Genomic DNA, 16,459 nt, shown 5'->3' on the forward strand with positions numbered 1-16,459 from the left:
GCCGCTCGCTCCGGTCGTCGCTCGTCCCTCGCTGCGATCCTCACTCGCGGTCGCCTTCGGGCCTCACGCAGTAACCGTTTCCCGCCTGGGTTGCCTCAGCAGCCGGTCGGCCATCGACCCGAACACCAGCCCGATCACCACCCACATCACGAATTGCGTGCCAAGCGAGTACAACCGGAACGCGTAGAGAACGTCGGCCGGGAAGTCGCCCGGCGTCTCATCGATGGCCGGCAGCACCAGCATGACGACCGCAATCGCCACAACGTACGCCCCGGTCCCGGCAAGCGTCGCGCTCCATCGGCCGAACTGCGCGACCAGCCGGTGGCCCAGGTACACCGCCGCCACCAGCAGGGCGGCGGACAGCACGACCATCAGCAGGTACAGCAGGGTGCGCTGCCGGATGGTCTCCCCGAGACTCGTTGCAGGCGGATTCGGCGGGTACTTCAGGAACGGAATCACGTACAGCGACAAGAACATTCCGCCGGCAAGCACGACCGACAGCGAGCGCGGCGACAGGTTGCCGATGCGGCCGTAGAGCACGCAGTACACGACTGCGAACAGGGCGCCCATCGCCACGCTGAACGCGAGCACACCGAAGCCCATCCCGATGTTGGCCTGCACGCCCCTGCTGAACAGCTCCATGCCATGTTCGTGGCCGTGTTCGTGCGATTCTTCATAAGCCAAGGCGCGGGTGATGACTGGCTCGACGAAAGTGCGCGCGAACAGGAAAGCCAGCACACCGCCGATTGCGCCGGCCAGTAGACCGCGCGCGATTATTCGTTTTTCCATACTCGGCTGCCTGCTTAGTGGCAGGGATAGCCGAGCAGGTGGCGCGCGTCGTGCATGAACTCGTGCACATACATGTTGTCGCCGAACACCGAGGTTGCGCCCTGATCCAAACCGACGAAATACAGCACCACCAAGGCGAGGAACGCTGTCAACGACAGCCACATGGCAGCCTTTGCCACCGAGAGATCGATCGCCGGCGCTACAGACTTGCGGGCCTCGGGGTAGGTCATGTCATTTCCTTTCCGGGATGTCGCGTCCCAGTTTCCGCACGGCGAGCCGTGCCTCTCACAGAAGTGACGACGGACGTCGGGTCTGACTGTCCACAGTGGCGCGACCGTTCTGGATTTTCACCAGCATTCCTTCGCCCGTCGATTACATGAGCATCCTAAACACAGCGCCTACCCTCCGGCGCCATATCCCAACTGCTGGGCGGTGTACTTCGCCGCCTCGGTGACGGGTACGGCCTGCACGGCGGTGCCGTAGGCGCAGATCTCCGTCCACACGTCGCCGAGTTCGGTGGTGTCGAATCGCATACAGACAATCGCGTTGCCGCCTCGCCCACGCGCCTCGGCCATCAGCCGGTTCATCGCCTCGTTGCGGCTGTCGGCGAGGTTCTTGGTCATGCCCTGCAGTTCACCCCCGAACATCGACTTGAACCCGGCGCCGATCTGCGCGAACGCGTTTCGGGATCGGACGGTCAGCCCGAAAACTTCGCCGCACACTCGCTGGATCTCCCAGCCGGGAAGGTCGTTGGTGGTGACTATCAGCACGCGCGGTCCTTTCTAGACACGAAACGGGCGGCTACCCCGGTGAGGGTAACCGCCCGCTTTCGCTATGGCTGTCTACTCGGAAGCTGCCGCCGTCGGCGCGCCAGCGGCTCCTGCCTTCTCCAGTTCCGGCTCCGTCGGCTCGGCCGGCTTCTTGGTTCCGGTGAACGTGAACACCGCGTCCTCGCCGGAGCCTTCGCCGTCCCAGTTGTCGACGTCGACCGTGACCAGCTGGCCGGGTCCGACCTCCTCGAAGAGGATCTTCTCCGACAGCGCGTCCTCGATCTCGCGCTGAATGGTGCGGCGCAGCGGCCGGGCACCGAGCACCGGATCGAAGCCGCGCTTGGCCAGCAGCGACTTGGCCTTGTCCGTGAGGACCATGGCCATGTCCTTGCCCTTGAGCTGCTTTGACACCCTGCCGATCATCAGGTCGACCATCGTGATGATCTCGTCGCGAGTCAGCTGGTGGAAGACGATGATGTCGTCGATGCGGTTGAGGAACTCCGGCCGGAAGTGCTTCTTCAGCTCATCGTTGACCTTCTGCTTCATCCGCTCGTAGTTGTTCTCACCGCCACCCTGGGTGAAGCCCAGGCCGACAGCCTTCGAGATATCGGATGTGCCCAAGTTCGACGTGAAGATAAGCACGGTGTTCTTGAAGTCGACCGTGCGACCCTGACCGTCGGTCAGGCGGCCATCCTCGAGGACCTGCAACAGGCTGTTGTAGATCTCCTGGTGGGCCTTCTCGATCTCGTCGAACAACACCACGGAAAACGGCTTGCGGCGGACCTTCTCGGTGAGCTGACCGCCCTCCTCGTAGCCGACGTAGCCCGGAGGGGCACCGAACAGCCGCGAGGCAGTGAAGCGGTCGTGGAACTCGCCCATGTCGATCTGGATGAGCGCGTCGTCGTCGCCGAACAGGAACTCAGCGAGCGCCTTGGACAGCTCGGTCTTACCGACACCGGACGGGCCGGCGAAGATGAACGAGCCGGACGGCCGCTTGGGATCCTTCAGCCCGGCACGGGTGCGCCGGATGGCCTTGGAGACGGCCTTGACCGCATCCTCCTGGCCGATGATCCGCTTGTGCAGCTCGTCCTCCATGCGCAGCAGACGCGTGGTCTCGGCCTCGGTCAGCTTGAACACGGGGATACCGGTCCAGTTACCGAGCACCTCGGCGATCTGCTCGTCGTCGACCTCTGCGACGACATCGAGATCGCCTGAGCGCCATTGCTTCTCGCGCTCGGCGCGCTGCGCGACGAGTTGCTTCTCCTTGTCGCGCAGGCTTGCGGCCTTCTCGAAGTCCTGCGCGTCGATCGCGGACTCCTTCTCGCGGCGCGCCTCGGCGATCTTCTCGTCGAAGTCGCGCAGATCTGGCGGCGCGGTCATCCGGCGGATCCGCATCCGGGCACCGGCCTCGTCGATCAGGTCGATCGCCTTGTCCGGCAGGAAGCGGTCATTGATGTACCGGTCGGCCAAGGTGGCGGCCGCCACCATCGCGCCGTCGGTGATCGAGACGCGGTGATGCGCCTCGTAGCGGTCGCGCAGCCCCTTGAGGATCTCGATGGTGTGCTCAACCGTCGGCTCACCCACCTGCACCGGCTGGAACCGGCGCTCCAGCGCGGCGTCCTTCTCGATGTACTTGCGGTATTCGTCGAGGGTGGTGGCGCCGATGGTCTGCAGCTCGCCACGGGCCAGCTTCGGCTTGAGGATGCTGGCCGCGTCGATCGCGCCCTCGGCGGCACCCGCGCCGACGAGCGTGTGCAGCTCGTCGATGAACAGGATGATGTCGCCGCGGGTGTTGATCTCCTTGAGCACCTTCTTCAGGCGTTCCTCGAAGTCACCGCGGTAGCGGCTGCCCGCCACCAGCGAACCGAGGTCAAGCGTGTAGAGCTGCTTGTCCTTCAGCGTCTCGGGCACCTCGCCGTGCACGATGGCCTGCGCGAGGCCCTCGACGACGGCGGTCTTGCCGACGCCGGGCTCGCCGATCAGCACCGGGTTGTTCTTGGTGCGCCGGCTCAGCACCTGCATCACCCGCTCGATTTCCTTCTCGCGGCCGATGACGGGGTCGAGCTTGCCCTCCATTGCAGCCGCGGTCAGGTTGCGGCCGAACTGGTCGAGCACCAGCGAGGTGGACGGATTGCCCGCCTCGCCGCCGCGGCCGCCGGTGCCGGCCTCCGCGGTCTCCTTGCCCTGGTATCCGCTCAGCAGCTGGATGACCTGCTGGCGCACCCGAGTCAGTTCGGCGCCCAGCTTCACCAGCACCTGGGCGGCGACGCCCTCACCCTCGCGAATCAGGCCGAGCAGAATGTGCTCGGTGCCGATGTAGTTGTGGCCCAGCTGCAGCGCCTCGCGCAGGGACAGCTCGAGCACCTTCTTGGCGCGCGGCGTGAACGGGATGTGACCGGACGGCGCCTGCTGGCCCTGGCCGATGATCTCCTCGACCTGGCTGCGAACGCCTTCGAGCGAGATGCCCAGCGACTCTAGCGACTTGGCCGCTACGCCCTCACCCTCGTGAATAAGTCCCAACAGGATGTGCTCGGTGCCGATGTAGTTGTGGTTGAGCATCCGGGCTTCTTCTTGCGCCAGGACGACGACCCTGCGGGCACGGTCGGTAAATCTCTCAAACATCGGTGGTTACCTGCTCTCCATCAAATAGGTACTGCGCATGCACGCTGTACCCGTCACCCAAGTCTAGTGGGCGGCCGCCACCGCTGCGCTGCCTGCTGGCACAGTCCGAAAAGGCGGTGCAGCGACGGTCCTCGGCGCCATAGGCTCTGTACCCGGCGCCGCACATAGCAACGCCTCTGCCGGAGAAATCGTTTCCAGCCTTGCGCCGCGCCGGGTTCGCCGCTAGCGAAAGCACTCAGCGGCGGTGGCCGCTTGCGAGATGACCTGGCAACTTTCGATTACGTTGCCGCGTGAAATGCGTCGATGACATCGGCGGGGATACGTCCGCGGGTGGAAACGTTGTGCCCGTTGCGGCGGGCCCATTCGCGGATTGCAGCACTTTGTTCACGGTCGATCGCCGCGCGGCCGCGGCCGGATGCTGCTGAACGTCCCCGCCTACGACCACCGACCCGACGGCCGGCGTCGACCCATTGCTTCAAGTCGTTTCGAAGCTTTGCGGCATTTTTTGAAGAAAGGTCGATCTCATAGCTCACCCCGTCGAGCCCGAATTCGACCGTCTCATCGGCTGCGCCTTCGCCGTCGAAATCATCGACGAGCGTAACGGTCACTTTCTTCGCCATTCCCCACACTGCCCTTCTGCGGTGAGCACTAGATCGTAGTTTAGTCCTCGAACCTCCGCACCAATGTGCCATAGGAACGCATACCACTCAACAGCTTCTGAAAAAATCGGAAACGAAGCAGTTCAGTTGCTGTGCCGACGAACAATCGGGAACAAAACAGTCTCCCGAATCGACAGTCCCGTCAATGCCATCAACAGCCGGTCGATACCCATTCCGGTGCCAGTAGAAGGCGGCATCGCATACTCTAATGCGGACAAAAAATCCTCATCCAGAGCCATTGCCTCGTCGTCACCTGCGGCCGCTGCCCGCGCCTGAGCTTCGAACCTTTCGCGTTGGATAACGGGGTCGATCAGCTCGGAGTAGCCGGTCGCCAGTTCGATCCTTCGGACGTACAGATCCCACTTTTCCGTGACCCCTTCGACGCTGCGATGTGAGCGGGTCAACGGCGTCGTCTCGACAGGAAAATCACGCACGAAGGTCGGCGCCCAAAGCTTGTTACCGACAGTATGTTCCCAAAGCTCCTCGACCAATTTCCCGTGCCCGTAACCGCGATCGCGCGGAATCTCTACTTCGAGCCGATCCGCGATCTCCCATAACCGATCCGCTGGAGTCTGCGGCGTGATCTCCTCACCGAGCGCCTCAGACAGAGACGGATACATTTGTATCGTCTGCCATTCCCCGTCGATGTCATAGAGGGTGCCATCGGGCAATGGCAGCTTTCTGCTGCCTATCGCTTCGTCAGCGACCTCCTGAATAACCTCGCGCGTCATGACGGCGGAATCGTCGTAGGTGCCGTAGGCCTGATATGTCTCGAGCATCGCGAATTCGGGCGAATGCGTCCAATCCGCGCCTTCGTTTCGGAACACCCGATTCAACTCGAAGACGCGCTCGAATCCGCCTACCAAGCAACGCTTTAGGAAAAGTTCCGGCGCGATCCGAAGGTAGAGGTCGGCATCGAGCGCATTGGAGTGTGTCACGAAGGGACGGGCGGCGGCACCGCCTGCCAAGGTCTGCAGCATTGGCGTCTCGACTTCGAGAAAACCGCGCCGCTCCAACGCCGACCGGACGGCGCGCACGACTGCCACCCGTTGGCGAGCAATGGTGCGGGCCTCCGGACGAACGATCAAGTCGACATAGCGCTGCCGGACACGGGACTCTTCGCTCATCTCTTTATGTGCAACGGGTAGGGGTCTTAGGGCCTTAGAAATAATTTGCCAGGAATCAGCAAGCACAGAAAGTTCTCCGCGCCGGGAACTGATCACCTCGCCGTGCGCGAAAACGAGGTCGCCTAGGTCAACGTCCGACTTCCAGGCGTCGAGCGATTCCTGGCCGACGCGGTCGAGGCTGATCATCACCTGGAGTTGGGTGCCGTCGCCCTCCTGCAGAGTCGCGAAGCAGAGCTTTCCGGAATTACGGGCGAACATGACCCTGCCCGCGACGCCAACGAGCTGGCCGGTTTCGGTGTTGGCCTCGAGGTCGGGATAGGCCTTGCGGATCTCCGCCAACGTGTGCGTGCGCGCGACCTCGACGGGGTAGGGCTCACGGCCTTCGGCGAGCAGCCGCTCCCGCTTGGCCTGACGGATCCGGAACTGCTCGGGAACGTCGGACTCGGAGTCGGGCTGATCAGGTGAGGTCACGGCCTGCCAGCTTAAATCAACGCAGGGCCGCTCCGAGCAGCGCGGCGGCGCTAGCCGCCCTCGCCGACCCCCGCGCGTTTTCCAGCGGCCTCTGTGCGTTGAGGAGCGCTGAGGAGCGCCGAGCGCAAAGGACGCACAAGGATCACGCTCAGCGGGCCTGCTTCAGCCGGCCGCGGTTGCTGTCGCGGTTACGTTCGAACACCAGTCGCAGGCCGTCGAGCGTCAGGTGCTGATCGTACTTGTCGACGGTATGCAGGTCGGGCAACACCAGCGGAGCGGTATGTCCGGTGGCGACCACGGCGACGTCGTCGCCGGCGAAGCCGTCGACGTCCTCACGGATGCGGCTGACTAGTCCGTCGACCAGGCCGGCGAATCCGAACACGGCACCGGCCTGCATGCACTCGACGGTATTCTTGCCGACGACCGAACGGGGCCTGGTCAGCTCGACGCGACGCAACGCCGCCGACCGCGCGGCTGCAGCATCGGAGGATACCTGCACGCCGGGAGCGATCGCCCCGCCGAGGAATTCACCCTTGGCCGAAACGACGTCCACACAGATAGACGAACCGAAGTCGACGACGATCGCTGCGGAATTGTACTTGTGAAAGGCTGCCAGGCAGTTGACGATGCGGTCTGCACCAACCTCTTTCGGGTTGTCGACCAACAGCGGGATGCCTGTGCGAACGCCGGGCTCGATCAACACGTGCGGCACTGACGGCCAATACTGCTCGAGCATCAGCCGGACCTCGTGCAGCACAGACGGCACCGTCGACAGTCCCGCCGCACCGGTCAGGCGTTCGGAGTCGTCGCCGATCAAGCCGTCGATGGTGAGCGCCAGCTCATCGGAGGTCACCTCCGATTCGGTGCGAATCCGCCAGTGCTGCACCACTTTCGCGTGGTCACCCGAACCGGAGACCAGGCCGACGACGGTGTGGGTGTTGCGGACGTCGATAGCGAGAAGCACGGGCTTACCTAGTCGTTTCTCGAGTCACTTCGTTCCTGCTCACCGTGGCGACATCAGCTCGGCCGCGTCGGACGGCACATAGGCGGGGTCATGCCCCACGTCGATCTGCTTGTTGTCGGCGTCGACGAACACCACGCGGGGCTGATACGCCCTGGCCTCGGCGTCCTCCATCGTGCCGTAGGCGATCAGGATCACCAGATCACCCGGATGCACGAGATGTGCAGCCGCACCGTTGATGCCGACCACACCGCTGCCGCGCTCACCGGTGATCGCGTAGGTGACCAGGCGTGCGCCGTTGTCGATGTCGACGATCGTGACCTGCTCACCCTCGAGCAGGTCCGCCGCGTCCATCAGGTCTGCGTCGATGGTCACCGACCCGACATAGTGTAGGTCGGCCTTGGTGACCGTGGCGCGGTGGATCTTCGACTTGAGCATTGTGCGTAACATCAATTCCTCCAAGGTAATTCGTGACTGCCAGCCGAGCCGGCGGTAGAGCTTGAGTCGTCAGACCCCACTCGTGGGTGTCCGTCGGTGGCGGTGGTTGCTCCGATGTCGATGGCGATGTTGTCGAGAAGTCTGGTACCGCCGAGCCGGCCGGCGATGAGCATGCGGGCGACACCCTCTGCGGGAGCAGGACCCAGCATCGCGTCTCGCACCTCGAGGTAGTCGACGTCGATCGCGGGCACCTCGTCAAGCACAGCGCGTGCGGCGTCCAGCGCCGATGCAGTGCCCCCCGACGCGGCGTACATGCCTGCGAGCAGTGCAGCCGACAGCGCACCGGCCTGCTCGCGTTCGTCGTCGCTGAGATAGCGGTTGCGCGACGACATGGCCAGCCCGTCGGCCTCCCGCACAATCGGCACCCCGACGATCTGTGTGTCGATGTTGAGGTCGTCGACCATCTGCCGGATCAGCACCAGTTGCTGGTAATCCTTCTCGCCGAAGAACGCCCGATCCGGATGCACGATCTGCAGCAGCTTGAGCACGACAGTCAGTACACCCGCGAAATGCGTTGGGCGGGCGGCGCCTTCGAGCTCAGTGCCCAGCCGCCCAGGATGCACGGAAGTGCGCATGCCATCCGGATACATGTCGGCGGCCGTCGGCGTGAACGCGATCTCGACGCCTTCTGCGCGCAGCGCCGCGAGATCGTCGTCGAGGGTGCGCGGGTAGGCATCGAGGTCCTCGCCCGCGCCGAACTGCAACGGATTGACGAAGATCGACACCACGACCACGGCGCCCTGCACCCGCTTGGCGGACCGGACCAGCGTCAGATGGCCCTCGTGCAGCGCGCCCATCGTGGGCACCAACATCACCCGGCGGCCAGTCGCGCGCAGCGCCCCGGCGACAGAGGAGACGTCGCGCGGGCTGGCGTAGACGTTGAGGTCACCGGCGGTGAACTTCGGCTTCGACATGGTCATGATTGTCCCGCTTCGGCAAGCACCGCGAATACTTCCTTTGGCGCATGCGCACGCTGCGCCGTGCGCAACGAGTTGGCCCGATATGCCTGCGCCAGTTGCGGATCCACTTCTGCGAGCGCCCGTAGGTGGCCGGCGACCGCGTCCGCGTCGCCGCGGGCGACCGGCCCGGTCAGGGCCGCCTGCCCGCGCTGCAGCGCGTTCTCCAACGATGCCCGCGCCAGCGGGCCGATCACCCGTTCGGCGATGCCCCCTGGCGCGTCACCAACCAGTTCCTGCCCCAACAATTCCTGACCCCACAGCGCCGCACGCAACGCTTCGACGGCGTCAAGCAGCACCGTGACGACGTGGTTGCTCGCGTGGGCCAGCGCCGAGTGATACAGCGCGCGGGCGTCCTCGCGGACGCGGAACGGTTCGCCGCCGATCTCGAGCACCAGCGCCTGCGCGATCGCATATCCGACCTCGTCGGCGGCGGTGAGGCCGAAACACGTTTCGGACAACCGCGCAATGTCCTCGTCTGAACCGGTGAACGTCATCGCCGGATGGATGGCCAGCGGAATGCAGTCCTGGTCGGTCAGCGGTGCGAGCACGCCGATGCCGTTAGCACCTGAGGTGTGCGCGACGATGGTGCCCGGCCGCACCGAGGACGTCGCCGCCAAACCCGACACCAGCCCCGCGAGCTCGGCGTCCGGCACCGCCAGCAACAGCAGTTCGGCCCGACCGGCGACGTCGTCAGGTGGCAGGACCGCGGTGTCAGGCAGCCAGCGCTCGGCCCGCTGGCGCGAAGCGCGCGAAATCGCGCTGCATGCCACCACTACATGATCGGCGCGCTCCAGCGCCACGCCGAGCGCAGTCCCTACCCGACCAGCGGAGATGATGCCGATCGTGAGGCGCGCCGGACGCAGTCCGTCCACCTGCTCCATCGCAGACGACCTCGCAAAATATCTGGTTTCTTCGTTCCGGTCCTGCGTTGCGGGTACCGGACGGTCGCCACGAGCCTAACTCACTCGTCGCGGCGCCTGCGACGGCCGCCCCCGGTCGGGGTGGCCTGTAGCCGCGCCAGCAGCTCGGCAACCGACTGCCCGCCGGTGTCCTCTGCGCTGCGGTGACGCCGTCCCTCGGGCTCAGCAGGTGGCGGCTCGGTCGCCGGCGCTGGCTCGGGCTCTGAGTGCGGCGGCGGGCCGGCGGATTCCGCGTGCAAGGACGGCGGCGCGGGCGGGCGCCCGGGATCGCCGGTTTCCGGCGGCGCGGAGTGGCGGCCGCGGCGAGGCTCGGCGGGTGGGGATTGCATGGCGGGCTGAGCAGGCCCATAGGCAGGGGCCGGTTCGGGTGCCCGCCGCCTGCCGACATACTCGGCGGCCGACCCGTTCTCCGCTGGTGCATCGGTCGCCGCGGGCGCAACCCAGTTGCTGCCCGGTGCGCCGGCGGGTATCCACTGACCGTCGGCAGGCGCGGGCTGCCAATTGGGGTCCTCTGCGACCGGTTCTTCCTGCGCGACGGGGTGCGGCTCGGGAGTCGGCTCGGGCTCCGGGGGCGGCTCTGGCTCGGAGCGCGGCGGTGGCGGTGGTTCCGGCGGCGGGGCGGGTGCCTCCGGCGGCGGGGCGGGTGGCCGTTCCTGTTGCGTTGGCTCCCAAGTGAATTGGGTGGTGGTCTCCGTCGCCGATGGCGGTGGTGACCACGCACGCGGCTGCTCCTCAACGCGATGGCGTCGGGCCCGCTCCTGCTCGGTTTCCGACGGTCGGCGGTGCGCACCCCCGGCCATCGGCGCCCAGTCCGCCTCGGGGGTGTGAGGTTCGGCGGACACATCGATGATCGGGCTTTCCTCGGTGTTCGCATCGAGGTCGTCGCGGTCTTCGGCGTCGATTCGGCTGGCGGTGACCCGGCCTGCGGATTCTGGAACCCGCGGCCAGTCGCCGTATTCACGGCTGCGATCCGTTTCGATCGCAGGCCGATGCGACAGGTCGGCGTCGAACAGAATTTCCAGATTGGCACGCAGCGCTGCCAATTCGGCCCGCAGACCGGCGACCTCGTCGGCGGCTTGGGCGCGGATTTCCGAGGTCAACTCGCGACGCAGCTGCGTTTCCACCGTCAGCTCGTATTCGCGGCGCGCCGAGATCTCGCGGTCCAACTGCAAGTCGTAGACCAACTTCAGGTCCCGCACCTTGGCCTGGTCGATATCGCTTTGTCTGCGATAGATCACCGACACGAATGCGGCCACTACGGCGGCCCACAACGCCAGGATGACGGCCAGCTTCAGCAACTCCACCTTGTTGGTGAACACCAGCGCCGAACTCGCCCCAATGGCGAGCACCAGCAACACCGTCAGCAGCACCCAACCCGGCCTGCGGGCAGCGCGCCGGGAACGCCTACCGCGGGACAGATCGGCCATGGGGCGACTGTACCCGCCACAGGTCATCTCGCGTGTCGACCCATTCGGCGATTCGGCCGAAGGTGCTGCAGGTCAGCTACTCGGTCGCCCCGTCGGCGCTGTCGGGCGGCTCCTCCGGCGACTTGCAGCAATGCTGTAGCCATAGCGCAGCAATCACCAGCGCGAGCGCGCAGACCGCCGCCACGACCGCTCCGGCGGTATCTTCCCCCGCCACCCGCAGTGCGCCGCGGCGCGGCAAAACATAAACGACCACAGCGATCCACCAACCGAACACCAGCGCGCCCACCCACGCCGACGCCTTCGCGATCATGACCGACCGCGCGACCGCCAGCGGATGCAGCCAACCGCGGGCGTCACCGATCTCATTGTTGTTGATCTTGGCCCGTACGAAGAACGCCCAACCGGCCTCAGCGATCGCGACGGCGAGCAGAGACACTCCAGTCCAGACGGTGATCGGCGGGAAGTAGCGGTACACCAGCACGACGAACATGTAGCCCACGACGGCGGCCAGCACCGTCGCGGCCGTCAGGTCACGCTTGCGGGTTGGTCCCATCAGCTCAACGCCAGCTCGGTGAGGCGCACGCCGTCGCGGTCGGCAGCTTCCAGTTCGGAGAGCAGCCCCGCAACGCGACGCGGTTCGCCGGCCACCGTCAACGTGGCATCGGGGTCGACCGCCAGCCACGGGATCAGCACGAACGCCCTTATGTGAGCCAGCGGGTGTGGCAGCGTGAGCTCGGCGTCACGGGAGGTGACTTCGCGGTCGCCGTCATGGCAGGTGACGAGATCCACATCGAGAGTGCGCGGGCCCCACCGCTCTTCGCGTACCCGGTCGGCCGCGGCTTCCAGTTCGTGTGCGCGACGAAGCCAGCCATGGGAGTCCATAGCTGGGTCATCAGCGATCAGCACTGCATTGAGAAACGGGCCCTGCTCCACACCCCCCCACGGGGGCGTCTCATAAACCGGCGACACCGCGCGCACCGCCCCGCCGAGCCCGTCGACCACCGACTGCAGCCGAGCCAGCCGATCGCCGAGGTTCGATCCGATGGACAACACGATTTGAGTCACGCTGCACCGCCACGCCCGCCGCGACGCGAACGCCGCGCTGTGACAGCAACATCGGAGAAGGTCAGTGGGATGGGTGCCGAGGGTTTGTGCACGACGACCTCGACGGCGTGCACGCGTTCGTCGGTCATCATATCGTCGGCGATCGCGCCGGCCACCGACTCGATGAGGTCGCGCGGCGGCCCGGCGACGATGTCGGCGGCGCGCTGGGCGAGCACGCCGTAGTCGAGAGTGTCGGCGAGGTCGTCACTCGCGGCCGCGGTCGCCAGGTCGATCCATACCGTGATGTCGACGACGAAGTCCTGGCCGTCGCGCCGCTCGTGATCCAACACGCCGTGGCGACCGCGAACGGTCAAGCCACGCAACTCGATTCGATCAGCCATGCCAGACCTCGACAACCTTCAAAGCGTCCACCGTGGCCCGCACGTCGTGCACGCGCACTCCCCACGCCCCGTGCAGTGCTGCCAGCGCGGAGATCACCGCGGTCGCGGTCTCCCTGCCGTCCGGCGGCCGCGGTTCACCCTTTGGGTCGGCCAGCAATGTTCCGAGGAAACGTTTACGCGACGCCCCGACGAGCACAGGGATGCCGGTGCCGACGAACTCTGGCAGCGCGCGCAACAACGCCCAATTGTGTTCTGCGGTCTTGGCGAAACCCAGACCGGGATCGATGATCAGCCTGGACGGATCGACACCTGCGTGCACGGCCGCGTCGACGCTTGCCAGCAGTTCGTCACGCACCGTAGCGACCACGTCGCGATAATCAGGCACCTCGTGGGGCGCTTCGGCGCCGACCGAGCGCCAATGCATCAGCACCCACGGCACTTTCGCGTCGGCAAGCAGCGGGGCCATGTTGGGGTCGGCACGTCCACCAGAAACGTCGTTGACGATCTGAGCGCCGTTTTCTAACGCCGCCTGTGCCACCTCGGCATGCATGGTGTCTATGCTGACCGTAATGCCTTGTCCGGCAAGCTCTTTGATGACCGGAAGCACGCGTGCGGACTCGACTCGCGACTCGACGCGGGTGGCGCCTGGCCGGGTCGATTCGCCGCCGACGTCGACGATCGCGGCGCCCTCGGCGGCCAACATCAACCCGTGTTCGACGGCGCGGTCACGGTCGAGGAACAATCCCCCGTCGGAGAAGGAATCGTCGGTGACGTTCACGACTCCCATTACCTGCACGCGCGTCGTGCTCACTTTCGCAGGATCAGATCCAGCGCCTCGGCACGCGATGCCGCATCGCATTTGAACTGGCCACGCACCGCCGACGTGGTGGTGATGGCGCCGGGTTTACGCACGCCGCGCATTGCCATGCAAAGGTGTTCGGCCTCGATGACGACGATCACACCGCGCGGATCGAGTTTGCGCATCAGCGCATCGGCGATCTGTGCAGTGAGCCGCTCTTGCACCTGCGGGCGTTTGGCGTACAAGTCGACGAGCCGGGCGATCTTCGAGAGCCCGGTGACGCGGCCGTCCTTGCCGGGAATGTAGCCGACGTGCGCGAGGCCGTGGAACGACACCAGATGGTGCTCGCAGGTCGAGTACATCGGGATCTGCTTGACCAACACCAATTCGTCGTGCTGCTCGTCAAAGGTGGTGTCCAGCACGGTATCCGGATCGGTGTAGAGACCGGCGAACAGCTCCTTGTATGCCCGCGCCACGCGAGCGGGAGTGTCCTCCAGCCCGTGCCGGTCGGGGTTCTCCCCGATCGCGATCAGCAGTTCGCGAACCGCGGCCTCGGCACGCGGTTGGTCGAACACCGGGCTGGTGAACGTGGCCGAGTTGTTGTGCGGCCGCGTCATGGTCATCGAGCCTCCGTTTATCTGTCAGCCGTTGGGCCGGCCGGTGTCCTGGCCGGGATCCTCATTGGGTCCCGGCGTGGGCGGAGCATCCTGTACCGGCGAGGGCGGTGCATCCTGTACGGGCTGCGGATATGGCTGATACGGATACGGTTGCTGCCAGTGCGGTGGCGGGTACCAGTACCCCTGATGTTGGGGGTGGTGCTGCTGTCCCTGCGGCTGGCCCTGCGGCGGCCAGCCAGGCGCGTGCCATCCCACGGGGGCGCCGTAGTCGGGCTGCGTCGGCGCACTCGCGGGAATTCCGTTGGCACCGTTGCCATTTGTGCCGTTTTGGTGGGCCTGGCGCGCGGCCGCCTCCTGGCTTGCCTGCGCGATGGCAGCCTTGAATGCCGGCTCGGGAACCGGCTTGGGCCACGGCTCGCCGCGTTCGATGGCCAGCTCGCCCGGCGTCTTGATCGGCGGCTTGTCGGACGGCACACGGCCACCGAAGTCGTCGAACATGGTGAGCCGGGGCCGCTTCTTGACGTCACCGAAGATCGCCTCGAGCTCGGCGCGGTGCAGCGTCTCCTTCTCCAAGAGCTCGCCGGCGAGCGTGTCGAGCACGTCGCGGTATTCGGTGAGGATCTCCCATGCCTCGGTGTGCGCGGCCTCGATGAGCTTGCGCACCTCGTCGTCGATGGCCTGCGCGACCTCATGGCTGTAGTCGGCCTGCGTGCCCATGGTCCTGCCGAGGAACGGGTCGCCGTGCTCGGTGCCGTACCGCACTGCACCCAGCTTCGAGCTCATGCCGTACTCGGTGACCATCGCACGCGCGATTTTGGTGGCCTGTTCGATATCGGACACTGCGCCGGTGGTCGGCTCGCGGAACACCAGTTCCTCGGCTGCGCGTCCGCCCATCGCGAACACCAGCCGGGCGATCATCTCCGAACGGGTCATCAGTCCCTTGTCGTCCTCGGGCACCGCGACGGCATGGCCGCCGGTGCGCCCGCGCGCCAGGATCGTCACCTTGTAGATCGGCTCGATGTCGGGCATTGCCCAAGCCGCAAGCGTGTGGCCGCCTTCGTGGTAGGCGGTGATCTTCTTCTCGAGCTCGCTGATGATCCGGCCCTTGCGACGCGGTCCGCCGACGACGCGGTCGACGGCCTCCTCGAGCGCCGCCCCGGTGATCACCGTGCCGTTCTCGCGCGCGGTCAACAGCGCCGCTTCATTGATGACGTTGGCCAGATCGGCGCCCGACATGCCGACCGTGCGCTTGGCCAACCCGTCGAGGTCGGCGTCGGGGGCGATCGGCTTGCCCTGCGAGTGCACCCGCAGCACCGCGCGCCGACCGGCGATGTCGGGGTTGGACACCGGGATCTGGCGGTCGAAGCGGCCTGGCCGCAGCAGTGCGGGATCGAGGATGTCGGGCCGGTTGGTGGCGGCGATCAGGATCACACCCTGGCGATCACCGAAGCCGTCCATCTCGACGAGCAGCTGGTTCAACGTCTGCTCACGCTCGTCGTGGCCACCGCCGAGGCCGGCACCGCGCTGGCGTCCGACCGCGTCGATCTCGTCGACAAAGATGATGCACGGCGCATTCTGCTTGGCCTGCTCGAACAAATCGCGCACGCGGGAGGCGCCGACGCCGACGAACATCTCGACGAAGTCCGAGCCCGAGATCGTGAAGAACGGCACACCGGCCTCGCCTGCGACCGCGCGGGCCAACAGCGTCTTGCCGGTGCCCGGCGGGCCGTAGAGCAGCACGCCCTTGGGGATCTTGGCGCCGAGCGCCTGATACCGCGACGGGTTCTGCAGGAAGTCCTTGATCTCGTAGAGCTCCTCGACCGCCTCGTCGACACCCGCGACGTCGGCGAACGTGGTCTTCGGCATGTCCTTGGACAGCTGCTTGGCCCGCGACTTACCGAAGCCGAACCCCATCCGGCCACCGGTCTGCATGCGGGAGAACATCACGAACAGCCCGACGAGCAGCAACAGCGGCAGCAGATAGATCAATAACTGTGTGAAGAAGCTGCTCTGGGTGACGACGGTGTTGGTCTGGACGTTCTTGGCGGTCAACGCGTTGAACAGGTCGACGCCGTACCCCGTCGGGAACTGCGTGATGACCTTGTTGTTGTTGTCGGTGTCGCCGTTGCCGTTCTTCAGCTCCAGCCGCAGCTGTTGCTCACGGTCGTCGATCTGCGCGTTCTTGACGTTGTCGCTGTTGATCTGGGCCATCGCCACCGACGTGTCGACCCGCTTGAAGTCGTGCGTGTCGTTGCTGAAGTAATAGAACAAATAGCCCAGCAGCAGGATCACGGCGATGACCGTGAGCGTGCGGATCACATTTTTGCGGTTCATTGATTGTCCGTCGAGTTCATCTGTTGGCGACCGCTCGGCGGCCGGTGTCCTTCCATACGCG

The 16,459-nt window shown here is 65.8% G+C and carries 17 protein-coding genes; all 17 read right to left on the reverse strand.

All coding sequences use genetic code 11. The features are described 5' to 3' along the window. Positions 1 to 63: 63 nt before the first annotated feature. Positions 64 to 789, reverse strand: coding sequence for a CbtA family protein (locus MYCSM_RS28515; RefSeq protein WP_015309650.1), 726 nt, complete (start codon positions 787 to 789; stop codon positions 64 to 66). Positions 790 to 803: 14 nt separating this feature from the next. Beyond that, the gene (locus MYCSM_RS28520) at positions 804 to 1,019 is read right to left on the reverse strand and encodes a CbtB domain-containing protein (protein ID WP_015309651.1); all 216 of its coding nucleotides are present in this window, start codon (positions 1,017 to 1,019) and stop codon (positions 804 to 806) included. 168 nt (positions 1,020 to 1,187) lie between these two features. Then, complete coding sequence (locus MYCSM_RS28525; protein WP_015309652.1) at positions 1,188 to 1,559, reverse strand: YbjQ family protein; 372 nt, start codon at positions 1,557 to 1,559, stop codon at positions 1,188 to 1,190. A gap of 72 nt (positions 1,560 to 1,631) precedes the next feature. After that, positions 1,632 to 4,181 carry an ATP-dependent protease ATP-binding subunit ClpC gene (gene clpC1 / locus MYCSM_RS28530; RefSeq protein ID WP_015309653.1) on the reverse strand — a complete coding sequence of 850 codons (2,550 nt, stop codon included), beginning with the start codon at positions 4,179 to 4,181 and terminating at the stop codon, positions 1,632 to 1,634. A gap of 278 nt (positions 4,182 to 4,459) precedes the next feature. Then, positions 4,460 to 4,801, reverse strand: coding sequence for a histone-like nucleoid-structuring protein Lsr2 (gene lsr2, locus MYCSM_RS28535; RefSeq protein WP_015309655.1), 342 nt, complete (start codon positions 4,799 to 4,801; stop codon positions 4,460 to 4,462). Between the two features lie 122 nt (positions 4,802 to 4,923). Further along, positions 4,924 to 6,438, reverse strand: a complete 1,515-nt coding sequence (lysS, locus tag MYCSM_RS28540) for a lysine--tRNA ligase (protein WP_015309656.1) — start codon at positions 6,436 to 6,438, stop codon at positions 4,924 to 4,926. Between the two features lie 148 nt (positions 6,439 to 6,586). Further along, positions 6,587 to 7,402 (reverse strand): type III pantothenate kinase, encoded by an 816-nt coding sequence (locus MYCSM_RS28545; RefSeq protein WP_015309657.1) that lies wholly within the window; start codon positions 7,400 to 7,402, stop codon positions 6,587 to 6,589. A 39-nt stretch (positions 7,403 to 7,441) separates the two neighbouring features. Then, positions 7,442 to 7,849, reverse strand: coding sequence for an aspartate 1-decarboxylase (panD, locus tag MYCSM_RS28550; protein ID WP_015309658.1), 408 nt, complete (start codon positions 7,847 to 7,849; stop codon positions 7,442 to 7,444). Then, positions 7,849 to 8,817, reverse strand: a complete 969-nt coding sequence (panC, locus tag MYCSM_RS28555) for a pantoate--beta-alanine ligase (protein WP_015309659.1) — start codon at positions 8,815 to 8,817, stop codon at positions 7,849 to 7,851. Before panC ends, panD begins: the two co-directional genes overlap by 1 nt. Then, positions 8,814 to 9,737, reverse strand: a complete 924-nt coding sequence (locus MYCSM_RS28560; RefSeq protein ID WP_015309660.1) for a Rossmann-like and DUF2520 domain-containing protein — start codon at positions 9,735 to 9,737, stop codon at positions 8,814 to 8,816. The genes panC and MYCSM_RS28560 overlap by 4 nt, the downstream gene beginning before the upstream one ends. An 80-nt stretch (positions 9,738 to 9,817) precedes the next feature. After that, entirely contained in the window at positions 9,818 to 11,203 is a 1,386-nt protein-coding gene (locus MYCSM_RS28565) for a DUF6779 domain-containing protein (protein ID WP_015309661.1), read from the reverse strand. Between the two features lie 76 nt (positions 11,204 to 11,279). After that, positions 11,280 to 11,756, reverse strand: coding sequence for a DUF3180 domain-containing protein (locus MYCSM_RS28570; protein ID WP_015309662.1), 477 nt, complete (start codon positions 11,754 to 11,756; stop codon positions 11,280 to 11,282). Beyond that, positions 11,756 to 12,268, reverse strand: coding sequence for a 2-amino-4-hydroxy-6-hydroxymethyldihydropteridine diphosphokinase (gene folK, locus MYCSM_RS28575; protein WP_015309663.1), 513 nt, complete (start codon positions 12,266 to 12,268; stop codon positions 11,756 to 11,758). Before folK ends, MYCSM_RS28570 begins: the two co-directional genes overlap by 1 nt. Beyond that, entirely contained in the window at positions 12,265 to 12,648 is a 384-nt protein-coding gene (gene folB / locus MYCSM_RS28580) for a dihydroneopterin aldolase (RefSeq protein WP_015309664.1), read from the reverse strand. Before folB ends, folK begins: the two co-directional genes overlap by 4 nt. After that, positions 12,641 to 13,459, reverse strand: coding sequence for a dihydropteroate synthase (gene folP / locus MYCSM_RS28585; RefSeq protein WP_198344974.1), 819 nt, complete (start codon positions 13,457 to 13,459; stop codon positions 12,641 to 12,643). Before folP ends, folB begins: the two co-directional genes overlap by 8 nt. Beyond that, positions 13,456 to 14,064 carry a GTP cyclohydrolase I FolE gene (folE, locus tag MYCSM_RS28590; protein ID WP_041315202.1) on the reverse strand — a complete coding sequence of 203 codons (609 nt, stop codon included), beginning with the start codon at positions 14,062 to 14,064 and terminating at the stop codon, positions 13,456 to 13,458. Before folE ends, folP begins: the two co-directional genes overlap by 4 nt. Before the next feature lie 24 nt (positions 14,065 to 14,088). Beyond that, positions 14,089 to 16,398, reverse strand: a complete 2,310-nt coding sequence (gene ftsH, locus MYCSM_RS28595) for an ATP-dependent zinc metalloprotease FtsH (protein WP_015309667.1) — start codon at positions 16,396 to 16,398, stop codon at positions 14,089 to 14,091. Positions 16,399 to 16,459 lie beyond the last annotated feature (61 nt).

Origin of the sequence: Mycobacterium sp. JS623 (assembly GCF_000328565.1) — a bacterium.
Lineage (GTDB): Bacteria > Actinomycetota > Actinomycetes > Mycobacteriales > Mycobacteriaceae > Mycobacterium.

Coding starts and splice junctions, on each gene's coding strand:
- MYCSM_RS28560 (WP_015309660.1), bottom strand. CDS start 9,737: ATGGAGCAGGTGGACGGACTGCGTCCGGCGCGCCTCACGATCGGCATC.
- clpC1 (WP_015309653.1), bottom strand. CDS start 4,181: ATGTTTGAGAGATTTACCGACCGTGCCCGCAGGGTCGTCGTCCTGGCG.
- MYCSM_RS28570 (WP_015309662.1), bottom strand. CDS start 11,756: ATGGGACCAACCCGCAAGCGTGACCTGACGGCCGCGACGGTGCTGGCC.
- lsr2 (WP_015309655.1), bottom strand. CDS start 4,801: ATGGCGAAGAAAGTGACCGTTACGCTCGTCGATGATTTCGACGGCGAA.
- MYCSM_RS28515 (WP_015309650.1), bottom strand. CDS start 789: ATGGAAAAACGAATAATCGCGCGCGGTCTACTGGCCGGCGCAATCGGC.
- folB (WP_015309664.1), bottom strand. CDS start 12,648: ATGGCTGATCGAATCGAGTTGCGTGGCTTGACCGTTCGCGGTCGCCAC.
- MYCSM_RS28565 (WP_015309661.1), bottom strand. CDS start 11,203: ATGGCCGATCTGTCCCGCGGTAGGCGTTCCCGGCGCGCTGCCCGCAGG.
- ftsH (WP_015309667.1), bottom strand. CDS start 16,398: ATGAACCGCAAAAATGTGATCCGCACGCTCACGGTCATCGCCGTGATC.
- MYCSM_RS28520 (WP_015309651.1), bottom strand. CDS start 1,019: ATGACCTACCCCGAGGCCCGCAAGTCTGTAGCGCCGGCGATCGATCTC.
- panC (WP_015309659.1), bottom strand. CDS start 8,817: ATGACCATGTCGAAGCCGAAGTTCACCGCCGGTGACCTCAACGTCTAC.
- panD (WP_015309658.1), bottom strand. CDS start 7,849: ATGTTACGCACAATGCTCAAGTCGAAGATCCACCGCGCCACGGTCACC.
- folE (WP_041315202.1), bottom strand. CDS start 14,064: ATGACGCGGCCGCACAACAACTCGGCCACGTTCACCAGCCCGGTGTTC.